General features: G+C 73.0%; 20 protein-coding genes. 2 read left to right on the forward strand and 18 right to left on the reverse strand.

Annotation, left to right across the window (positions count from 1 at the left end; all coding sequences use genetic code 11):
* Positions 1-30 precede the first annotated feature (30 nt).
* From ACH499_RS00500 to ACH499_RS00525, 6 genes are all read right to left on the reverse strand, one after another.
* Entirely contained in the window at positions 31-591 is a 561-nt protein-coding gene (locus tag ACH499_RS00500; RefSeq protein ID WP_356203786.1) for a helix-turn-helix domain-containing protein, read from the reverse strand.
* Between the two features lie 81 nt (positions 592-672).
* Positions 673-1,689 carry a 1-aminocyclopropane-1-carboxylate deaminase gene (locus ACH499_RS00505; protein WP_399012979.1) on the reverse strand — a complete coding sequence of 339 codons (1,017 nt, stop codon included), beginning with the start codon at positions 1,687-1,689 and terminating at the stop codon, positions 673-675.
* A 13-nt stretch (positions 1,690-1,702) separates the two neighbouring features.
* A complete protein-coding gene (locus ACH499_RS00510) occupies positions 1,703-2,350 on the reverse strand; it encodes a GntR family transcriptional regulator (RefSeq protein ID WP_399012980.1) in 648 nt (215 codons plus the stop codon).
* Positions 2,351-2,455: 105 nt separating this feature from the next.
* Positions 2,456-4,039, reverse strand: coding sequence for a TROVE domain-containing protein (locus tag ACH499_RS00515; protein ID WP_356203780.1), 1,584 nt, complete (start codon positions 4,037-4,039; stop codon positions 2,456-2,458).
* Positions 4,040-4,507: 468 nt separating this feature from the next.
* Positions 4,508-5,968 (reverse strand): alkaline phosphatase PhoX, encoded by a 1,461-nt coding sequence (locus ACH499_RS00520; protein WP_399012982.1) that lies wholly within the window; start codon positions 5,966-5,968, stop codon positions 4,508-4,510.
* A 204-nt stretch (positions 5,969-6,172) separates the two neighbouring features.
* Positions 6,173-7,600: a hypothetical protein gene (locus ACH499_RS00525; RefSeq protein ID WP_399012983.1), complete on the reverse strand. Its 1,428-nt coding sequence runs from the start codon at positions 7,598-7,600 to the stop codon at positions 6,173-6,175.
* Between the two features lie 316 nt (positions 7,601-7,916).
* On the opposite strand from ACH499_RS00525, the gene ACH499_RS00530 reads away from it, so the two are divergent.
* The gene (locus ACH499_RS00530) at positions 7,917-9,743 is read left to right on the forward strand and encodes an endonuclease/exonuclease/phosphatase family protein (RefSeq protein WP_399012985.1); all 1,827 of its coding nucleotides are present in this window, start codon (positions 7,917-7,919) and stop codon (positions 9,741-9,743) included.
* Between the two features lie 22 nt (positions 9,744-9,765).
* Here ACH499_RS00530 and ACH499_RS00535 read toward each other — a convergent pair whose 3' ends face one another.
* The 3 genes from ACH499_RS00535 to ACH499_RS00545 form a co-directional block, all read right to left on the reverse strand.
* A complete protein-coding gene (locus ACH499_RS00535) occupies positions 9,766-10,470 on the reverse strand; it encodes an antibiotic biosynthesis monooxygenase (protein ID WP_356203772.1) in 705 nt (234 codons plus the stop codon).
* Between the two features lie 150 nt (positions 10,471-10,620).
* Positions 10,621-11,082, reverse strand: a complete 462-nt coding sequence (locus tag ACH499_RS00540) for a DUF3618 domain-containing protein (RefSeq protein WP_399012987.1) — start codon at positions 11,080-11,082, stop codon at positions 10,621-10,623.
* The gene (locus ACH499_RS00545) at positions 11,079-11,495 is read right to left on the reverse strand and encodes a phage holin family protein (protein WP_356203768.1); all 417 of its coding nucleotides are present in this window, start codon (positions 11,493-11,495) and stop codon (positions 11,079-11,081) included. The genes ACH499_RS00540 and ACH499_RS00545 overlap by 4 nt, the downstream gene beginning before the upstream one ends.
* A gap of 146 nt (positions 11,496-11,641) precedes the next feature.
* Between ACH499_RS00545 and dapA the strand changes: the two genes are divergently transcribed.
* Complete coding sequence (gene dapA, locus ACH499_RS00550) at positions 11,642-12,571, forward strand: 4-hydroxy-tetrahydrodipicolinate synthase (protein ID WP_399012988.1); 930 nt, start codon at positions 11,642-11,644, stop codon at positions 12,569-12,571.
* A 2-nt stretch (positions 12,572-12,573) separates the two neighbouring features.
* On the opposite strand, the gene ACH499_RS00555 is transcribed toward dapA, so the two are convergent.
* The 9 genes from ACH499_RS00555 to ACH499_RS00595 form a co-directional block, all read right to left on the reverse strand.
* On the reverse strand, positions 12,574-13,116 hold the full coding sequence (locus ACH499_RS00555) for a GNAT family N-acetyltransferase (RefSeq protein WP_399012990.1): 543 nt from the start codon (positions 13,114-13,116) through the stop codon (positions 12,574-12,576).
* A gap of 263 nt (positions 13,117-13,379) precedes the next feature.
* A complete protein-coding gene (locus ACH499_RS00560; protein WP_399012991.1) occupies positions 13,380-14,627 on the reverse strand; it encodes a tyrosine-type recombinase/integrase in 1,248 nt (415 codons plus the stop codon).
* Positions 14,627-14,830: a helix-turn-helix transcriptional regulator gene (locus ACH499_RS00565; RefSeq protein ID WP_399012992.1), complete on the reverse strand. Its 204-nt coding sequence runs from the start codon at positions 14,828-14,830 to the stop codon at positions 14,627-14,629. Before ACH499_RS00565 ends, ACH499_RS00560 begins: the two co-directional genes overlap by 1 nt.
* Before the next feature lie 2 nt (positions 14,831-14,832).
* The gene (gene repSA / locus ACH499_RS00570) at positions 14,833-16,209 is read right to left on the reverse strand and encodes a replication initiator protein RepSA (RefSeq protein ID WP_399012993.1); all 1,377 of its coding nucleotides are present in this window, start codon (positions 16,207-16,209) and stop codon (positions 14,833-14,835) included.
* Positions 16,202-16,387 carry a hypothetical protein gene (locus ACH499_RS00575; protein ID WP_356299736.1) on the reverse strand — a complete coding sequence of 62 codons (186 nt, stop codon included), beginning with the start codon at positions 16,385-16,387 and terminating at the stop codon, positions 16,202-16,204. Before ACH499_RS00575 ends, repSA begins: the two co-directional genes overlap by 8 nt.
* A gap of 85 nt (positions 16,388-16,472) precedes the next feature.
* A complete protein-coding gene (locus ACH499_RS00580; protein WP_399012995.1) occupies positions 16,473-17,024 on the reverse strand; it encodes a GGDEF domain-containing protein in 552 nt (183 codons plus the stop codon).
* A gap of 96 nt (positions 17,025-17,120) precedes the next feature.
* Positions 17,121-17,447, reverse strand: a complete 327-nt coding sequence (locus ACH499_RS00585; RefSeq protein ID WP_399012997.1) for a SpdD-like protein — start codon at positions 17,445-17,447, stop codon at positions 17,121-17,123.
* A 12-nt stretch (positions 17,448-17,459) separates the two neighbouring features.
* On the reverse strand, positions 17,460-17,615 hold the full coding sequence (locus ACH499_RS00590; RefSeq protein ID WP_356299742.1) for a hypothetical protein: 156 nt from the start codon (positions 17,613-17,615) through the stop codon (positions 17,460-17,462).
* 10 nt (positions 17,616-17,625) lie between these two features.
* A complete protein-coding gene (locus ACH499_RS00595) occupies positions 17,626-17,817 on the reverse strand; it encodes a mobile element transfer protein (protein WP_053637548.1) in 192 nt (63 codons plus the stop codon).
* Between the last annotated feature and the right edge of the window lie 5 nt (positions 17,818-17,822).

Genomic DNA, 17,822 nt, shown 5'->3' on the forward strand with positions numbered 1-17,822 from the left:
GGCGGGGGCGCCCGGCCCGGCCGCGCGCCCCTACGTCCGCGCCAGTCCCTCCATGAGCAGCGACAGGTACCGGCGTACGGCCGTCCCGTCCACCTCACCGGCGGCCTCGGAGGCGGTCACGATCCCGTGCACCAGCCGCAGCACGTCGATCGGCTCGACGTCCCGCCGCAGGGCGCCCGCTTCCTGGGCCGCCCCCACCAGCCGTGCCGCCGCGCCGCGCACGCAGTCGCCGCACGCCGGTCCGCCGCCGGTGACGGCCGTGCCCAGCAGCGCCTTCAGCCCGCGCACCTGGAGCATTCCGACGGCGAGTTCGTCGAGCCAGGCCAGAAGCGCGTCGCCCGCCGGGCGCCCGGCCGCGATCGCGTCGGCCCTTGCCGCGATGGCCTCGATCCGCTCCAGATAGGCGGCCTCCAGCAGTGCCTGCCGGGTGGGGAAGTGCCGGTAGAGGGTGCCGACGCCGACGCCCGCGCGCCGGGCGATCTCGTCCAGCGACGCGCCCTCCCCGTGTTCCGCGAACGCCTCGGCCGCCGCCGCGAGCAACCGCTCGCGGTTGCGCCGGGCGTCCGCACGCATGGGCCTGACCTGCGCCATCGCCCTACTCCCTGCCCGCCGGAGAACCTTCGGGCAGCCTACCGCGCGCCGCCCGCACGCCCCGGCGGTGCGCCGGGACGGCTAGAACAGCGCGCTGTAGGCGTTCAGCGCCGGCTGTCCGCCGAGGTGGGCGTAGAGGACGGTGGCGTCGCGTGCGATCTCGCCGCGGGAGACCAGGTCCACCATGCCCGCCATCGACTTCCCCTCGTACACGGGGTCGGTGACCATGCCCTCGGTGCGGGCGGCGAGCCGCATCGCGTCGAGCGTGGTGTCGTCGGGGATGCCGTAGGTGCCCGCGTGGTACCGCTCGTCCAGTTCGACGTCCGCCTCCGTGATGGCGGCCCTCACGCCGATGAGCTGTCCGGTGCGGTGGGCGATGCGGGCGATCTGCTCCTTCGTGCGGGCGGGTTCCGCGGAGGCGTCGATGCCGATGACCCGGCGGGGGCGTCCGCCCGCCTCCTCCAGGGCGCGGAACCCGGCGACCATGCCGGCCTGGGTGGATCCGGTCACCGAGCAGACGACGACGGTGTCGAAGAAGACGCCCAGCTCCCGTTCCTGTTCGGCGACCTCGTACGCCCAGCCGGCGAAGCCCAGGCCGCCGAGCGGGTGGTCGGACGCGCCGGCGGGGATGGCGTAGGGCTTGCCGCCCGCGTCCTCGACCTCCTTGAGGGCCAGTTCCCAGCTCTCCTTGAAGCCGATGCCGAACCCTGCCCTGACGAGGCGCACGTCGGCGCCCGCCAGCCGGGAGATCAGAATGTTGCCGACCTTGTCGTACACGGCGTCGGGCCAGTCGACCCAGCTCTCCTGGACGAGCACGCACCTGAGGCCGGCGCGGGCGGCGACGGCGGCGACCTGGCGGGTGTGGTTGGACTGCACGCCGCCGATGGAGACGAGGGTGTCGCAGCCCTGGGCCAGGGCGTCGGCGACCAGGTACTCCAGCTTGCGGGTCTTGTTGCCGCCGTAGGCGATGCCGGAGTTCAGGTCCTCCCGCTTGGCCCACAGCGCGGCCCCGCCGAGGTGCTCGGTGAGGCGTTCCAGCCGGTGCACCGGCGAGGGCCCGAGGAGCAGCGGGTAACGCTCGTACGAGGAAAGGGACATGGGTCCTCCCGGTTCAGTCGGGGTCGGCGAGTTCTTCCAGGCCCCGCCAGATGTCCGCCGTGACCCGGAGCGCCGCTTCGGTGTCACCGGCCGCGCAGGCCTCGATCAGCCGGTCGTGCAGCCCGGCCGAACGGCAGGTGCCGCCCTCGCCGAAGCGGCGGCGTTCCAGCCGGCGGATGAGCGGGGTGTAGCGGGCGACGGTGGCCGCGGCGGCGCGGTTCCCGGCGGCGCGGACGAGCACGTGGTGCAGTTCGTCGTCGGCGCGCAGGGCGCCGTCGACGTCGCCGGAGCGGACGGCCGCGGCGAACCGCCCGTTGGCGGCGCGCATCTCGTCCAGGTCCCCGGCGCCCAGGCGGGGCACGGCGACGCGGGTGACCAGTTCGTGCATGGCGCCGACCACGGCCGCGGCGTCCCGCACGTCGGCGGCCACGACCGGGGTGACCCGCGTGTAGCTCTGCGGCTTGCTCTCCAGCAGCCCCTCGTCCACGAGCCGGGAGAACGCCTCGCGCACCGGCGCCCGGGACAGGCCCAGCCGCTCGGCGAGGTCGGCGTCGCGCACCACAGCGCCGGGCTCGATCTCCCCGGTCACGATGGCGTCCCGGATCGCCTCGTAGGCGCGGTCCCTGAGGAGGGTTCGGGACACGGGTCGGATGGCATCCACGACTGAAATGTTAGATACCAGCGATCGACCGCACAAGGGTGAGGCACGACGCGGCGCGGCCCGCGCCCCGCTGTGCGGGGTGCGGGCCGCTCGGACGGCGGGGCCTCAGGCCGCCCAGGGCCAGTCGGCGTCCCGTGCCGCCTCCAGCAGCGGGACCATCCGGAACGCGGCGTCGGACAGACCGCCGAAGGTGTGCCGGCCGGCCTTGCCCGACGGGCCGTGGCCCGCGCGGTACCCGGCGAGGTTCCAGGTGTAGACCGGCACGTGCGCCGGGACCTGCTCGGTCGGGTCGCCGTGGTGGCTGTACGCGTACTGCTCGTCGGTGACGATCAGCACCCGGTCGTGCTTCTTGTAGTGCCGCCGCACCGCCGTGATCGTGTCGGTGCCGCCCAGGTTGCCGAAGCGGCCGAGGACCTTCAGCACCGACTCGCTCCGGCGGAACCTCACGCGGTTGCTGGTCGAGCCGAACTCGACGAGGTCCGCGTCCGCCGCCCGCAGCGCGACCGCCGTGCCGAAGACCGCCGCCGCGTCGGCCCGGGTGAGCCGGGAGCGGTCCGAGAGCCGGTCGTAGAACATCGAGCCCGAGCGGTCCACGAGGACCAGGGTCCGGCCGGGCAGCGCGGGCACGTTGGCCAGCGAGTGGCCGAGCGCCCGCTCCAGCGCGTACGACCAGCGCAGCGACGGCGCGTGCTGATGGGCGGCGAGGTAGCGGAAGGGGAACTGCCGCGAGCGCGCCACCTCGTCCGGGTCGCTGATCCGCGCCGCGACCTCGGCGGCGACCTCGTCGCAGACCCCGGCCTCGTCGAAGTTGCGCAGGTTGCGGATGAGGGCCATCGTCCCCATGGACGGGATCACCGCCTCCCAGGCCGCCCTGTCCATCGGCCCCTGGAGCCAGCCGGCCAGCATCTCCCAGGTGACGCCCGCCGCCGCCAGCCGCCGCGCCCCGTCCGGCGCCGTGACGACCGCCCGCCGCTCCTCGACGGGCAGTTCCATCAGCTCGCGGTGGGCGACCAGGACGCCGCTCGACGCGGGCGGGACGGCGGTGTCCGGGTTGTGCCGGCGGTCCAGCGCGTACTGGAACAGCTCGCCCTGCCACGGCTTGTCCGGGTCCGGCGCCGCGTGCACCAGGTTGAGGATGTCACCGAAGCGGTACCCCTTGGACGCGGTGTCGTACTTCAGCAGCGACTTGCCGTGGTAGAGCCGCCGTACGGCGTCGGCGACGCCCCGCTTCACCGGCTTGGGCAGGGCGCGGCCGTACGTCGCCGTCCAGTACGCGAGCAGCTCGCCGGGCTCGTCGGGCCGCTGGAGGACGGAGGCGACGACCTGCCGGTTGGCGGGGCCGTCGGTGGCCCCGGCGTCGAGGCGGGCCTTGACGTACTCGGCGGCGCCCACGATCGAGGCGGTGCGCAGGTTGCCCTCGCCGCGCAGCCAGCCGAGCAGGCCGGCCGTCCAGGACGGGTCGGTGACGGCGAGTTCGCGCACGAGCCGCGCGAAGCGGTCGTCGCGCTCGGCGCCGCTCTCGTAGAAGCTCTGCTGGGACACGAAGTTGGCGACCGCCAGAAGGAAGAGCTCGGAGCGGGCGTCGCGCTCGTGGCCCCGGCCGCCCTGGTGGGTGGTGAGGGCCCGGCCCGTGGTCGTCACGGGCGAGGCGGGCCGCGCCTTCGCGCCCCTGGCGTTGAACCGTGCCATGGTGAATTCCCCCCGAATTCCTGGTGGAGGAGGGCACGGCAGAAGGAGGGGCCCGAGTTCGGGATCGGTGGCGGGAACTGTCCGGATGCTCTGTCCCTTGAGCTACACCGGCCCGAAGCCGGTGACGGGGATTCGAACCCCGCAGCGTTCCGGTCAAGGAAGTATCCGCCGCCTGCGCACCGGGCACCCTGCCCTCTGCTGCGCCTCCCGAGATCATATGGGCCGCGGCATCGGTTTCTCGGAGAAAAGAAGTAGCCGCGGCCCGCGCACCGGGAGGTGCGTGGAGTGTGTGTCCAGAGTTCAGGTCGGCGGAACCGACAAGGTGCTCTGCCTCTGAGCTACACCGGCGTGTGGTGCCGGAGACGGGACTCGAACCCGTGGCCGCCCCATTATGAGTGGAAGTAGGTCCTGCCTTCGCACCTGGACGTTCATCACTCTAAAAGGGCGGCCGTCGCCCGGGCGAGCGAATTAACTCCCGCGCTTCTGCCGCTTCCAGGGCCCGGTGATGGCGAGCATGATGCCGGGCGTCTGGATGTTGGCGTACAGGGTCCGGCCGTCGGGCGAGAAGGTGACGCCGGTGAACTCGCTGTACTCGGGCTCCTCCTCGGTGCCGATGTTCAGCTCGTTGCGGGCGATGGGGTAGGTGCGTCCGCTGTCGGTGGCGCCGAACAGGTGCTGGACGCCGTCGCCGTCCTCGGCGATGACGAGGCCGCCGTAGGGGGACACGGTGATGTTGTCGGGGCCGTCGAAGTCGCCGTCCGCGGAGGGGTCGGGGTTGACGCCGAGGAGGACCTTCAGGGTCAGGGTGCGGCGCCGCGGGTCGTAGAACCAGACCTGGCCGTCGTGCGGGCGGCCGGGGCTCTCGTCACGGGCGAAGGAGGAGACGACGTAGGCGCCGCCGTCCGCCCACCACATGCCCTCCAGCTTGCGGGCGCGGGTGACCTGGCCGGTGGTGAACTGCTTGCGCACGGAGGTGGTGCGGGCATCGCGGTCGGGGACCTCGACCCAGTCGACGCCGTAGACGGTGCCGGTCGTGGTGGCGCGGGAGAGGTCGTCCACGAACCGGCCGCCGGAGTCGAAGCACTTGAACGCCTCGAGGACACCGGCGTCGTCGGCGAGGGTGCGCAGCCGGCCGCGGCCGTGCCGGAAGTCCTCCGGCGGGGTCCAGCGGTAGAACAGGCCGTTGGGGCCGGAGGCGTCCTCGGTGAGGTAGAGGTGTCCGCGCTTGGGGTCGACGACGACGGCCTCGTGGGCGTAGCGACCGAGCGCCTTGACCGGCTTGGGGTCGCGGTTGGCGCGGTGGTCGGCGGGGTCGACCTCGAAGACGTAGCCGTGGTCCTTGGTCATGCCGTTCCTGCCGGCCTTGTCCTCGGTCTCCTCGCAGGTCAGCCAGGTGCCCCACGGGGTGCTGCCGCCCGCGCAGTTCGTGGCGGTGCCGGCGATGCCGACCCACTCCGCGACATGGCCTCCGCGGCGGACCTCGACGACCGTGCAGCCGCCGGCGGCGGCCGGGTCGTAGACGAGGCCCTCGGTGAGCGGGACGGGGTGGTCCCACTTGGTGCGGGGGCCGCCGAGTTCGTGGTTGTTCACGAGGAGGGTGCTGCCGCGGGGGCCCTCGAAGGCGGCGGTCCCGTCGTGGTGGGAGGGGGTGTACTCGCCCGTCTCCAGGGTGGTCCGGCCGCTGTACGTGACGACCTCGTACCGGAACCCGGCGGGCAGGGCGAGGATGCCGTCCGGGTCGGGGACGAGCGGCCCGTAGCCGGCCCCGCCGTGGTCCTGCCCCTGTCCCTCCGCCTCCTCCGCGCTCTCGGTGTCCGTGGAGGCCAGGGCCTGCGGAGCGGTGGCGAGGGCGCCGACGCTGCCCGCCAGCACGACTCCGGCCCCGGTGAGCGCGGATCGGCTGGCGAAGTCTCTGCGGGTGAGCGACATGGGTGTTCTCCTGTGGCGATGAGGACCGCGGGCGATGGCGGCCGGCCCCACCAAGCTCCCGCGCACCCCTGAACACCGTCTGAACCGAGCCCTACGTCCCCCTGCCCACTTGCGTGAACCCGCAGGGACCGGCCGCACCGCGCCGCGGCCCCGGACAGTCGCGCCAAGGGGAGCCGCACCGGCCCACCCCGAGCACCCCGCGACTCAACCCCCGTGCTGCGAGCGGGCCTTGAACGCCGCCTTGCGCGCTTCCTTCGCCACCTTCTTGTCCGGATGCAGCCGCCCCATCGCCTCCAGCACGTCCGCCGTCGCCGGATGCCCGACCCGCCACGCCGTGTCGAAGAATCCCCGGTGCTGCCTGGCCAGCCCCTCCACCAGGGCCCGCAGTTCCTCGGAGTTCCCCTCGGCGGCCAACTGCGCGGCCACCGTGTCGATGGTCAGCCAGAACACCATCGCCTCCGGCGGCGCCGGCACGTCACCCGCACCGTGCTCGGTCAGCCACACCCGGGCCAGCCCGCCCAGCTCCGGGTCGTCGAGGACCTCCCGCAGCGCGGGCTCGGCCTCCCCGCCGACCAGCGACAGCGCCTGCTGGCACCGCAGGCGCCGCAACGGCGCCCCCGCGTCGGTGCCCCGCGCGGCCGACAGCAGTTCGCGCGCCGCGGCCAGCGGCTCCCGGCCGGCCAGCCACCGCTCGGTCTCCGCGTGCGCCGCGCCCGGCGGGAAGTGCGCGGTCCCGTCGAGCAGCGCGTTGGCGTCCTTGCCCGCGAGATCACCCACGGCGGGCACCGCGAAACCGGCCTCCAGCAGCCGCGCCCGCAGCCCGTACAGACCGAGGGGGGTCAGCCGCACCATGCCGTAGCGCGCCACGTCGGTCTCGTCGACGGGCGCCGCGGGCTCCTCCTCCGCGTCGGCCATCAGCGCCTCGTCCACCGGCCGGTACGCGACCAGTCCGATGGGCTCGAGCATCCGGAACTGGTCGTCCAGCCGCATCATCGCGTCGGAGACCTGCTCCAGCATGTCGTTGGTGGGCTCGCCCATGTCGCTGGGCACGATCACGGACGCGGCCAGCGCCGGCAGCGGCACCGAGGCGTCCTCGGCGCCGCCCTCGCCGACGGTCAGCAGGTACAGGTTGCCGAGCACACCGTCGAGCAGCTCGGCCTCGGCCTCCGGGTCCCAGCCCAGGGCCGCCAGGTCCACCTCGCCGCCCTCGGCCATCGCGTCGACCACGTCGTCCAGGTCGGGCACGCTCGCGTCGGCGAGCACCGTCTCCAGCGCCGTCAGCCACAGGCCGAGCACGTCCTGCGGGGAGCCGCCGGTCAGCAGGGCGAGGCTCTCGCCCGCCGCGACGGTGCCCTCCTCCTCGTCGGTGATCTCCACGAGCCCCGTGTCCACGGCGATCCGCCAGGCCTCGCTCGCGTACGCCGCGGCGTCGTCCCCGCTCAGCCCGAGCACCTCGGCCGCCGCCGGAAGCTGCTCCTCGACGAGCCCGCCCCCGGCGTCGACGCGGGTCGCGGGGCCCGCCCAGCGGGCGAGCCCGGCGGCCCGGGAGAGCACCGGCGTGGACAGCGCGTCGCGGGCCAGCTCCGCTTCGGGGTGCAGCCGCGCGGGCGGCAGGGTGGAGCTGTCTGACATCTGCTGTTTCTCCTCGCGCGCCTTGACCGCCGTACGGCCGGCCTCACTGCCGTACGGCTCAGCCGCTCAGCCTAGACGGGTTTCGACCCATGCCGCCCGGTTCATCTCCCCGTCGGGTTCCGTACATGGCCGAAACCTTGACAACCGCCCTGGGCAGGCAGGAGATTGACGCGCGTAGAAAGCGGGGGGACAACTGTTCACCCAGGACCTGTCCAGGGTCTTGTCCACTCAGGACGGCAACGGTCCTGCGAGTGCCCTGCGGCCCCTCGCGTCAGCCCTCGTCCCGGCGCTCTGTCACGTCCCCGGAGGGATCCCGTTGGCCAGCAAGTCCTCCGCGCGCCTCGCCGCGCTCACCGTCGCCGCCGTCTGCTCGGCCGCGTCCACCGTCGTCCTCACCTCGCCCGCGCACGCCGACTCGGTGCGCATCCACGACATCCAGGGCACCACGCGGCTGTCGCCCTACGCGGGCAAGCAGGTCGCGGACGTGGCCGGAATAGTCACCGGCGTCCGCGGCTACGGCTCCTCCAGAGGTTTCTGGATGCAGGATCCGCGGCCGGACGCCGACCCGGCCACCAGCGAAGGCGTCTTCGTCTTCACCGGTTCCACGCCGAAGGTCGCCGTCGGTGACGCGGTCACCGTCTCCGGCACGGTCTCGGAGTTCGTCCCGGGCGGCACCTCGTCCGGCAACCAGTCGCTGACCGAGATCACCCGCCCGACGGTCACCGTCGTCTCCGGCGGCAACCCGGTCCCCGCCGCGACGACCGTCTCCGCCGGCTCCGTGCCCGACGCCTACACCCCCGAGGGCGACCCGGTCGCCAACGGCTCCGTCAACGCCCTGCCGCTGCGCCCCGACCGGTACGCCCTGGACCACTACGAGTCCCTGGAGGGCATGAACGTCCAGGTGCTCGACGCCCGCGTGGTCGGCGCCTCGGACCCGTACACCGAGCTGTGGGTCACGGTGAAGCCGTCCGAGAACGCGAGCGGTCGCGGCGGCACGGTCTACGGCTCCTACGACGCGCAGAACACCGGCCGGCTCCAGATCCAGTCCCTGGGCAAGCCCGCCGACTTCCCCCGGGCGACCGTGGGCGACACGCTCACCGGCACGACCGCGGGCCCGCTGGACTACAACCAGTTCGGCGGCTACACGCTGGTCGCGGGTGAGATCGGCGCGCTGCGGAGCGGCGGCACCGAGCGCGAGACGACGCGTGCGCAGGGCGAGCGCGAGCTGGCGGTGGCCACGTACAACGTCGAGAACCTCGACCCGTCCGACGGCACGTTCGCGGCGCACGCCGAGGCGATCGTGCGGCACCTGCAGTCGCCCGACATCGTGTCCCTGGAGGAGATCCAGGACAACAGCGGCGCGAAGGACGACGGCACGGTGGCCGCCGACGTCACGGTCGGCAAGCTGATCGACGCCATCGTCGCTGCGGGCGGCCCGCGCTACGAGTGGCGCGGCATCGACCCGGTCGACGGCACCGACGGCGGGCAGCCCGGCGGCAACATCCGCCAGGCGTTCCTGTTCAACCCGGAGCGGGTCTCCTTCACCGACCGCGCGGCGGGCGACGCGACCACCGCGACCGGGGTGGCGAAGGTGCGTGGCAGGGCGGTGCTCACGCACTCCCCCGGCCGCGTCGACCCGGCGGCCCCGGCGTGGGAGGACAGCCGCAAGCCGCTGGCCGGCGAGTTCGTCTTCCGCGGCCGGACGGTCTTCGTCATCGCCAACCACTTCAGCTCCAAGGGCGGCGACCAGGGTCTGACCTCGCAGTACCAGCCCCCGGCGCGCGTCTCGGAGACCCAGCGCCACCTCCAGGCGACGGCGGTGAACACCTTCGTCAAGGAGATCCTCGCCGCCCAGAAGGACGCGGACGTCATCGCCCTCGGCGACATCAACGACTTCGAGTTCTCCGGGACGGCGCGCCTCCTCGAGGACGGCGGCGCCCTGTGGTCGGCGGTCAAGTCGCTGCCCCGCGAGGAGCGTTACTCGTACGTCTACCAGGGCAACAGCCAGGTCCTCGACCAGATCCTGGTCAGCCCGTCGATCCGGCGCAGCGGGCACCTGTCCTACGACAGCGTGCACATCAACGCCGAGTTCCCGGACCAGATCAGCGACCACGACCCGCAGGTCCTGCGCTTCCGTCCGTGACCCGCGGCCGGTGGGGGCGGGGTCAGCGGGGCACGAGGCCGAGGGCGTGGTCGTACCGCTCGACCGTGCTGGTCTTCAGGCCCGGCCAGTTCTGGACCCGCTTCCACCGGTCGGTCGCCGAGCCGACGCCGTCGCCGGGTGCGGCGAGGGCGTCGATGTGGGCGCGGGCGCTCTCCCACTCGGCGTAGTTGAGGACGCGGGTGCCGTCGGTGCTGAGGTGGAAGTGGGCGGAGATGCCGCCGGGGGCCGGCTCCGGTTCGCCCGCCAGGGCGTCGAGGACGGCGTCGACCCAGGCGCGCCGCCGGTCGGGGCCGGAGCCCTCGAACTCGACGTCCACGACGACGACGCAGCCCGGCACGGGCGCGGTCCCGTCCTCACGGGTGGCGCTGCGGTAGCGCCGGTAGCGGCCGAGTCCCAGCCGCTCGATACCGGGTACGGCGGTGTCGATCTCGTCGACCCGCTCCTGCCGCCGGGTCTTCGCGAAGGCCTCGTACGCCTGCTCGCTCGTCCACTGCGAGTGGTGCAGGAGCGTGCTGCCGTCGTGGCCCGTGTAGACGTGGTAGCCCAGCAGGTCGGCGGAGGGCCACGGGCGGCGCTCCCAGGCGCGGGCGATCGCCTCGACGGTCTGCCGCTGCCGCTCGGGGGTGCCGACGCGCCAGGTGCTGAAGAACGGCGCCTGGACGTCGGGGCGTACGAGGTCGGGGTGGGCGTCGGTGCGGCGGGTCATGCCGGCCTCCACGGGGTGTCGTTCGTCGGGTGCACGCACCACCCTCCGACCTCGACCAAGGTTGAGGTCAAGCGCCCGTCCGGCGGCACCGCACAGAGCGGCGAGGGACCCCGCCGCCGGAGCCCCTCGTCGTGCCGCCCGCGGGCGTATTCAGCAGTGCCCGTGGCGCCGGCGGCGCAGCACGCCCGCCGCGACGACCGCGCCCGCCGCCGCCCCGGCGACGAGCACCGGGCGCGGATGCCGCTTCCCGGCCGCCACCGCGCCGCGCACCCGGTCCGGCATCCGCTGCCGGGCGGTGCGGCCGGCCGGGTCCGCGTCGCCCGGCGCGGTGCGCCCGGCGCGGTGCGCCCTGTCCTGCACGGTGTGCCCGGCGTGCCGGGCGGAGCTGCGGAGCTGCACGGTCATGGCTCCGGCCTTGTCCTTGAGGTCGGCGGCCCGGGCCTTGGCGCGGCCCTTCACGTCCGCCTTCTCCGCCAGTTCCTCCACGGTGTCGCCGAGCTGACTGCGGGTCTGCTCGATCTGCCGCCGCAGTTCGTCGGGGCCCTTGGCCCCGCCGGCCGGCTGCGCGGTGGACCCGGTCCTCGTGCCGTCCCCGCTCCTCGCGTCGGTCATCGATGCGCCCTTTCCCTGATCACGTCCACGTCGGCCCTGACGCTGCCGATGGTCCTCTCGGGCGTGGGCGGTACGGCGCGGCGGAGCTGGGCGCGGCCGGTCATGGCCAGCACGCCCGCGATCACGAACAGCGCGCCCGCCACGATGAGCGCCGAGGCCCAGACGGGCAGTACCAGCGAGAGCGCGGCGGCGGCCGCGCCGGCCAGGGCGAACAGCCCGACGTAGGCGATGGCGCCCGCGGCGCCCAGCATCCCGCCGCCCCGTCCGGCCCGCTTGCCCTTCTCGGCCAGCTCCATCTTGGCGAGGGCCACTTCCTGGCGCACGAGCCGGGAAAGCTGTTCGGTGGCCTGAGAGACGAGTTCGCCCACGGAGTGCTCGTCGCGCACGGGCCTGGTGTGCATGGTCCCGGTCACGGTGTTCCGCCTCCTCTCGGTTCGGAGGACCCCGGGTACCCCCGCTCACCGAGCCTTACCCCCACCCCCATCTCTCAGCAGGCCTTACGCGTACCTCGTAGCAGATTTAAGTAGAGCTTCACGATCTGTCTGCCGACACTGCTTCCATGACGACAGACGACCGCACCTCCCTCACGCCCCGCCCCTTCGGCAGCGCCCTGTGCGCGATGGTCACGCCCTTCACCGAGGCGGGCGCCCTCGACCTGGACGGCGCCCAGCGGCTCGCCGACCGGCTGGTCTCGCGGGGCTGCGACGGCCTGGTGCTGTCCGGCACGACGGGTGAGTCGCCGACCACGACGGACGCGGAGAAGGCGGCACTGGTCACGGCGGTCCGGGAAGCGGTCGGTGACCGGGCCGCACTGGTCGCCGGGGTGGGCACCGCCGACACCCGGCACACGGTGGAACTGGCGCTGGCCGCGGAGAAGGCGGGCGCCGACGGCCTGCTGGTGGCCGCGCCGTACTACAGCCGGCCCCCGCAGGACGCCCTGGAGGCCCACTTCCGTGAGGTCGCCGACGCGAGCGGACTGCCCCTGATGCTGTACGACATCCCGGGCCGCACCGGAACCCGCATCGAGCCGGACACGCTCGTCCGACTGGCCGGGCATCCGCGCGTCGTGGCCGTCAAGGACTGCTCCTACGACCTCCTCGGCATCCAGAAGGTGCTGGCCCGCACGGACCTGGCCTGCTACGCGGGGTGCGACGAGCAGATCCTCGCCCTGTACGCGCTCGGCGCGGCCGGCTGCGTCAGCACGGTCGCCAACGTCGCACCGGAGGCGTTCCGGGCCCTCCTGGACACCTTCGACGCGGGCGACACCCGCGAGGCGGCACGGCTGCAGCGCCGGACGATCCCGCTCACCGAGCTGATGATGGCGTCGGGACTGCCCGGCACCGTCACGGCCAAGGCCCTCCTCAACGCCCTGGACCTGCCTGCGGGCCCGGTCCGCGCACCCCTGCGCCCGGCGTCCCCGGAGACGACCGCCGGCCTCCTGGCGGCCCACGGCACCCTGACCGCGGCATCCGCCCCGGCGCGGGCCTAGGGCTAGGGCGTGGAGTCCCGCTTCCAGTCCTGGACGAGGAGCCCGAGCAGCACCTCGTCCAGGAACTCGCCCAGCACCCAGGCCGAGGAGCGCAGCAGGCCCTCGCGGACGAAGCCGTTGCGCTCGGCGGCGCGCAGCATCCCGAAGTTGTCCGCCAGCGTCTCGATCTGCAGCCGCTGGAGGCCGCGCACGACGAAGCCGTAGTGGCACAGCACCGCGACGACATCGGTGCCGTAGCCCTTGCCGCGGGCGTCCGGCAGCAGCCCCAGTCCGATGTGGGCGGACCGGTTGTGGTCGTCGATGCCCCACAGCGTGGCGGTGCCGACGAGCGTGCCGCCGGCCAGTTCCACCACGGAGAACGGGACGCTCCCCTGCCTCGTCTCGTCCACCACGAGCCGCGGATCCTTCGAGCCGGGCGAGATCGGCCGCCACGGCCCGCCTTCGGCCCGCGAGGCGTTGACCACGTCGTCGTAGAGCTCGGCCCGCAGGACCGGGATGTCCTCCTCGTGCCGAGCCCTGAGCCCGACCGTACTGCCTGTCAGCATGCGAGCTTCCTATCCGCCCCGACCTCCCGACGGCAAACCATTAACGGAACCACCGCCCGACGTCGGCCACTTCGGGTCTCCGGAGCACGCGAAAGCGCCCTCCCCGCCCGGTCTCGGGCCACGGAAGGGCGCTCACGGGTCCCTGGCCCCGGCAACTCCCGCCACCTCGGCGACAGGTCGGGGCGCCGACCAGGACGGCGACCGCAAGTCACCGCTCGCCACGGTCAGTTGTGGCTGTTCTGATCGCGGTGCAGGTCAGGGGGTCAGCTTGCCCCAGGGGCCGTTTCGGGGCCGTCCTCGGTGCTGTCCGGGCCGCGGAAGACCCGGTCGACGGCGGACCGGGTGCGCGCCTCGCTGTTCGGCATCAGGTGCGTGTACGTGCGCAGGGTGAAGCTCGGGTCGTGGTGGCCCAGGTACTCGCTCAGGGCCTTGATGCTCTCCCCCGCGTCCAGGAGGACCGAGGCGTAGAAGTGGCGGAGGGCGTGCATGCCGTTTTCGCGGCCGAGGGGGATGCCGGCGGATTCGAGAGCCGGTCGCCACACGTACTGGTTGAAGCGATTCCGGTGCAGAGCCAGAGCCTTGTTCCGAGCGCTGGCGAACAGCAGCGAGGCCGAGACGGGCGGGCCGTCCAGGGTCTTCCAGGGCAGCGTGACCTCCATCGGCTCATGCCTCGTGATGTGATCGGCCAGCGCGAAGGCCACCGTCTCGGGCAAGGGCACATGCCGTTCCTTGCCGCCCTTGGGCGGGCCGAAGACCAACTGCGTGCCTCGCAGGAGCTTGACCTGCCGGACAATGTGGACCGTGCCCCCGAGGAAGTCGACGTCTTCGAGCGCCAGGCCGAAGATCTCGCCTTGCCGAAGGCCGCACCCCGCCCCGAGGGACACCATCTCTTGATAGGCGTCCGGCAGGGCCTCGTGTACTGCCATCACGCGCTCGAAGGTCCAGGGCTTGACCTTGCGCCCGTCGAGGGACGGTGCCCGGACGGAGCGAGCGCGGCACGGGTTCTCGGCGATGATCCGGTCTTCCACGGCGGCGGTGAACACGGCGGACACGTTGGCGAAGATTGACCGCCGATAGGACGCCGCGCGTCCCGTGGCTTCCAGCTCTCGCATCCATATGCGCAGATGGGAGGGACGGAAGGAGGCCATCGGCCGGTCACCGAAGTACGGAAGGGCGTGGACTCGAAGACGGATTTCGACGCTCTCACGGGTCACCGGGTCGATGGTGAGCGCGGCCATCCACTTCTTGGCGTACTCGCCGAAGGTCACCGAGCCCGCGGCCGGGTCGATGTACCTCCCCTGCGACATGTCCGCTTCGATGTTGGCGAGCCACTGATCCGCCTTGCGTTTCTGCTTGTCCGGGAAGCTCTTGGACTTCTCGGAGCCGTCCGGCGCGATGTACCGGGCGCGGTAGCGGTGGCCGATGCCGTAGCGGTCGGTCTTGACCCGGACGGCCTTGCCGTCGGGGCCGGGAACGTTCTTGTACCAGCGGTCTTGGACGTGTCCGGCCATTACGCGGCAGCTCCTTCTTCCATGCGGGACTTCACCCAGGCGCGGACGTCTTCGGGGTCGAAGCGGAGATGCCGGCCGACGCGGAAGCCGCGGGGGCCAATGCGCTTGCGGCGCCACTGGTAGACCGTCTCGACGCTGGGCAGCTCGAACAGCTCCACCAGGTCCTCGGGCGTCAGGTACCGGTGGGGCAGACGCGTCGCCACGATCACCACTCCCCTTCGTGAGTCATTTGGTCGCGTAGGGCTTCGCGGGCGGTCTCACGGTTGGTCTGGATGTCGCGGGCGATGGTGGCGGCGAGGACGGATTCACCGGGAGTGTGGCCGTGGCCGGCGTACTGCCAGTCGGCCAGGACGAGGACGGTGTCCGGCTCGGCGTCGTCCAGGCCGAGGGCGGCGTGTTCCTGTGCGGCGCGGTAGTCGGCGCGTGCCTGGCGCAGTGCGCCGAGGGTGGTGGAGTAGCGGCGGGACTTGGAGGAGAAGTGGCCACGGAAGCCGAGCATGTGCGCCCAGGCCCACAGCCGCCGGTCCGGGTACAGCGGGTCGAGGAGCTTGCAGGCTGCGACGAGGCGGCGGGTGTGGTCGGGGACGCCGTGGCGGTCGAGTTCGGACAGCTCACCGATCCGCCGGTCGAGGGTGCCCGTGTTCTCGGCGGCTTTGGTGGCGTACTTCGCGACGTAGGAGGCCACTGCCTGTTCCGTGATTTCGGAGCCGTCCCCGAACGCCTTGATGGGCCGTACGTCGAGCTGGGTGCCCCAGCGGAAGGTGCGGGCGGGTTGCTCGTCGGCGGCCGGGATGGAGACCGAGGTGTAGGAGTGCGCGGCGGCGGCTCGGATAGCGTCGGTGAGGAGATCGAGGGTGGCCCAGACCGGGGGCGGGGTGTCGGGGCCGTCCGGTCCGTCGAGGCGGATCACGGCGTGGAAGTGCACCGCGCCCCGCTTCTGGAACTCGGCGACCTTGCCGTACGACAGTCGGGCGCACTCCTTCAGCTCCCGTTGCGTGATGCCAGCGCAGGCTGCGACCTCCCGGCGGAGGCGGTTGGTGAAGCGCCGCCAGAGCTGTCCGGCGTGGTTGTTGAACAGCACGGCGCCCGCGTAGTCGTACGTTGCCGGGTCGAGGGCGGTGCCCAGCTTCGGAGCGTCGGGCGCGTGGTGGGTGCCGCAGCGGCAGGCCCCGCGGTCGGGACGGTTGTGGACCGGGCCGAACGAGGGGGCGGTGAGGGTGGCGAAAACGCGGGGATGGTCGCGGACGGTGGCGGGAACGTCGCGGCGGTCGTCCCCGGCGAGGCCAGCGCGGATGAGGTGGTAGGTGTCGCCCGCGTACGTCCAGGCGCAGGACGGGCAGCGAGAGGCGCGGCGGTTGCCGCAGGCGAGGCGGAGCCGTCCGCCCGGCTCGTCCTCGGTCGAGTAGTGGTGCAGGGTCTCGCCGGTCGTCTTGTCCTTGTGGAGCACCCAGCCGCGCAGGTGGATCGGGTCGGCGCAGCCGCCGGTACGGCGAATCTGCTCGTGCCAGCGGTGGTAGTCGACGGCCGAAGCCACCCTCAGCAGGTCGCCGAGGGTGGCACGGTCGAGCAGTGCGTCAGGCACGGGCGCCCTCCCGGACGCGGCGGGCGGGGGCGGTGCCGGTGCCGTGGCAGGCCGGGCAGTGGGCGGTGATGGTGCGCAGGTGGCCGCGGGCATTCCGGCCGCCGAGGGTGACGGCGACGGAGGCGAAGCCGTCGCAGGCCGGGCAGATCCTCGGCGGGGGCGGGGTGCGGTGCGCCATGATGGTGGTTCCTTTCGATTGCGGTTGGAAGGAACGGCCCCGGGTGGCGGCGTGCTTGGCGGCTTGTGCGCCACCCGGCGGCCGGTCAGTGAGAGGTGCGCGAGCCACGGCGGCCACGGCCCTTGGCCGCGTACATGGCCGCATCGGCGGCGGCGAGGGCATCGGGCAAGGTGCGCACCGGCAGCTCGGCGGCCGGGCAGGTGCCCACCGAAGCGGCCAGCGGCAGTGCCGTGCCGTTGTAGGGCAGGGGCCGGTGAAGCGCGGCGGTGAGCGCGTCGAGGTCGGCGGCGGCCAGGTCGCGGACGACGGCCACGAACTCATCGCCACCCAGGCGTCCGGCGGTCCCGTTGCGTCCGCACCAGGTGCGGAGCCGGTCGGCGGTGGCGACGAGGGCGGCGTCTCCTGCGGCGTGGCCGTGGGTGTCGTTGAGGGTCTTGAAGTGGTCGAGGTCGACCAGGAGCACGGCCGCGGTGGGGTGCCGACGGATGCAGTGTTCGGCGCGGGCGGTCCATCCGGCGCGGGTGTGCAGGCCGGTGAGCGGGTCGCGTCGGGCGGTGGCGAGACGGCGGGCGAGGATGCCACCGTGCACGGCCCAGCCGAGTAACGGCACGAGGGTCGCGGCGATCTGCGCTTCCATGGCGTTTCTCCTTGGCGATGGCGGTTGGGTGAGCGGAACGGCCTGCCCGGCGGCGGCGGCGTGCTTGGCGGCTTGTGCGTCGCCCCGGCGGTCCGTTCAGCGACGCTGCTGGGAGGTGAGGACCGAGCGGACGACCAGGGCGCAGACGGCGACCGAGGCGGCGGTGATGGCGACAGCCAGGAGCATGGAGACCAGGACGGCGCCGACGACCAGGACCACGGCGGTGCCGCCGCCGACGAGGGCGAGCGCGGTACCCGGGGTGAGCTGGATCGTGGGCCGGGCCGAGGCCGGGGCCGAAGGCGGGGCAATCGGGGCCGGCGGTGTGGCCGGGGTGCCCGGGGTGATGGTCGTGGGCTCGCTGACGGCAGGCGGGGTGACGATGCCAGTGGGCTGGGGCATGGCCGGGAGCTTGGGCCGGAACATGAGCGGATCTCCTTACTTGACGGCGGTGTCGATGACCGGGGCGAAGAGGCTGTCGGCGAGGAGGTAGCCACCCAGCAGAAGTACGGCGATGAGCCACCAGGGCGGGCGGATGAGCTTGACGCCGAGAACTCCGACGATCAGCAGGGCGAACCAGAGCGGGACGTCCACGGGTGACCTCCTAGCGGACCTTGCAGCGGTGGGTGCGGGCGGCGAGCTGGGCGGCGGACTGGCTGGTGTAGTCGGCGGACCAGCCGCATCCGTCGTTGCCGCACACCGCGGCGTGCTTGGTCTGGCCGTGCCGGTCACGGTGGGTACCGATCTGCACCGGGCCGATCCGCATCACGGAGTGGAAGAAGTCACGAGCAGGCATGACGA

Source organism: Streptomyces sp. NPDC018947, assembly GCF_044390505.1.
In the GTDB taxonomy this organism is placed as follows: domain Bacteria; phylum Actinomycetota; class Actinomycetes; order Streptomycetales; family Streptomycetaceae; genus Streptomyces.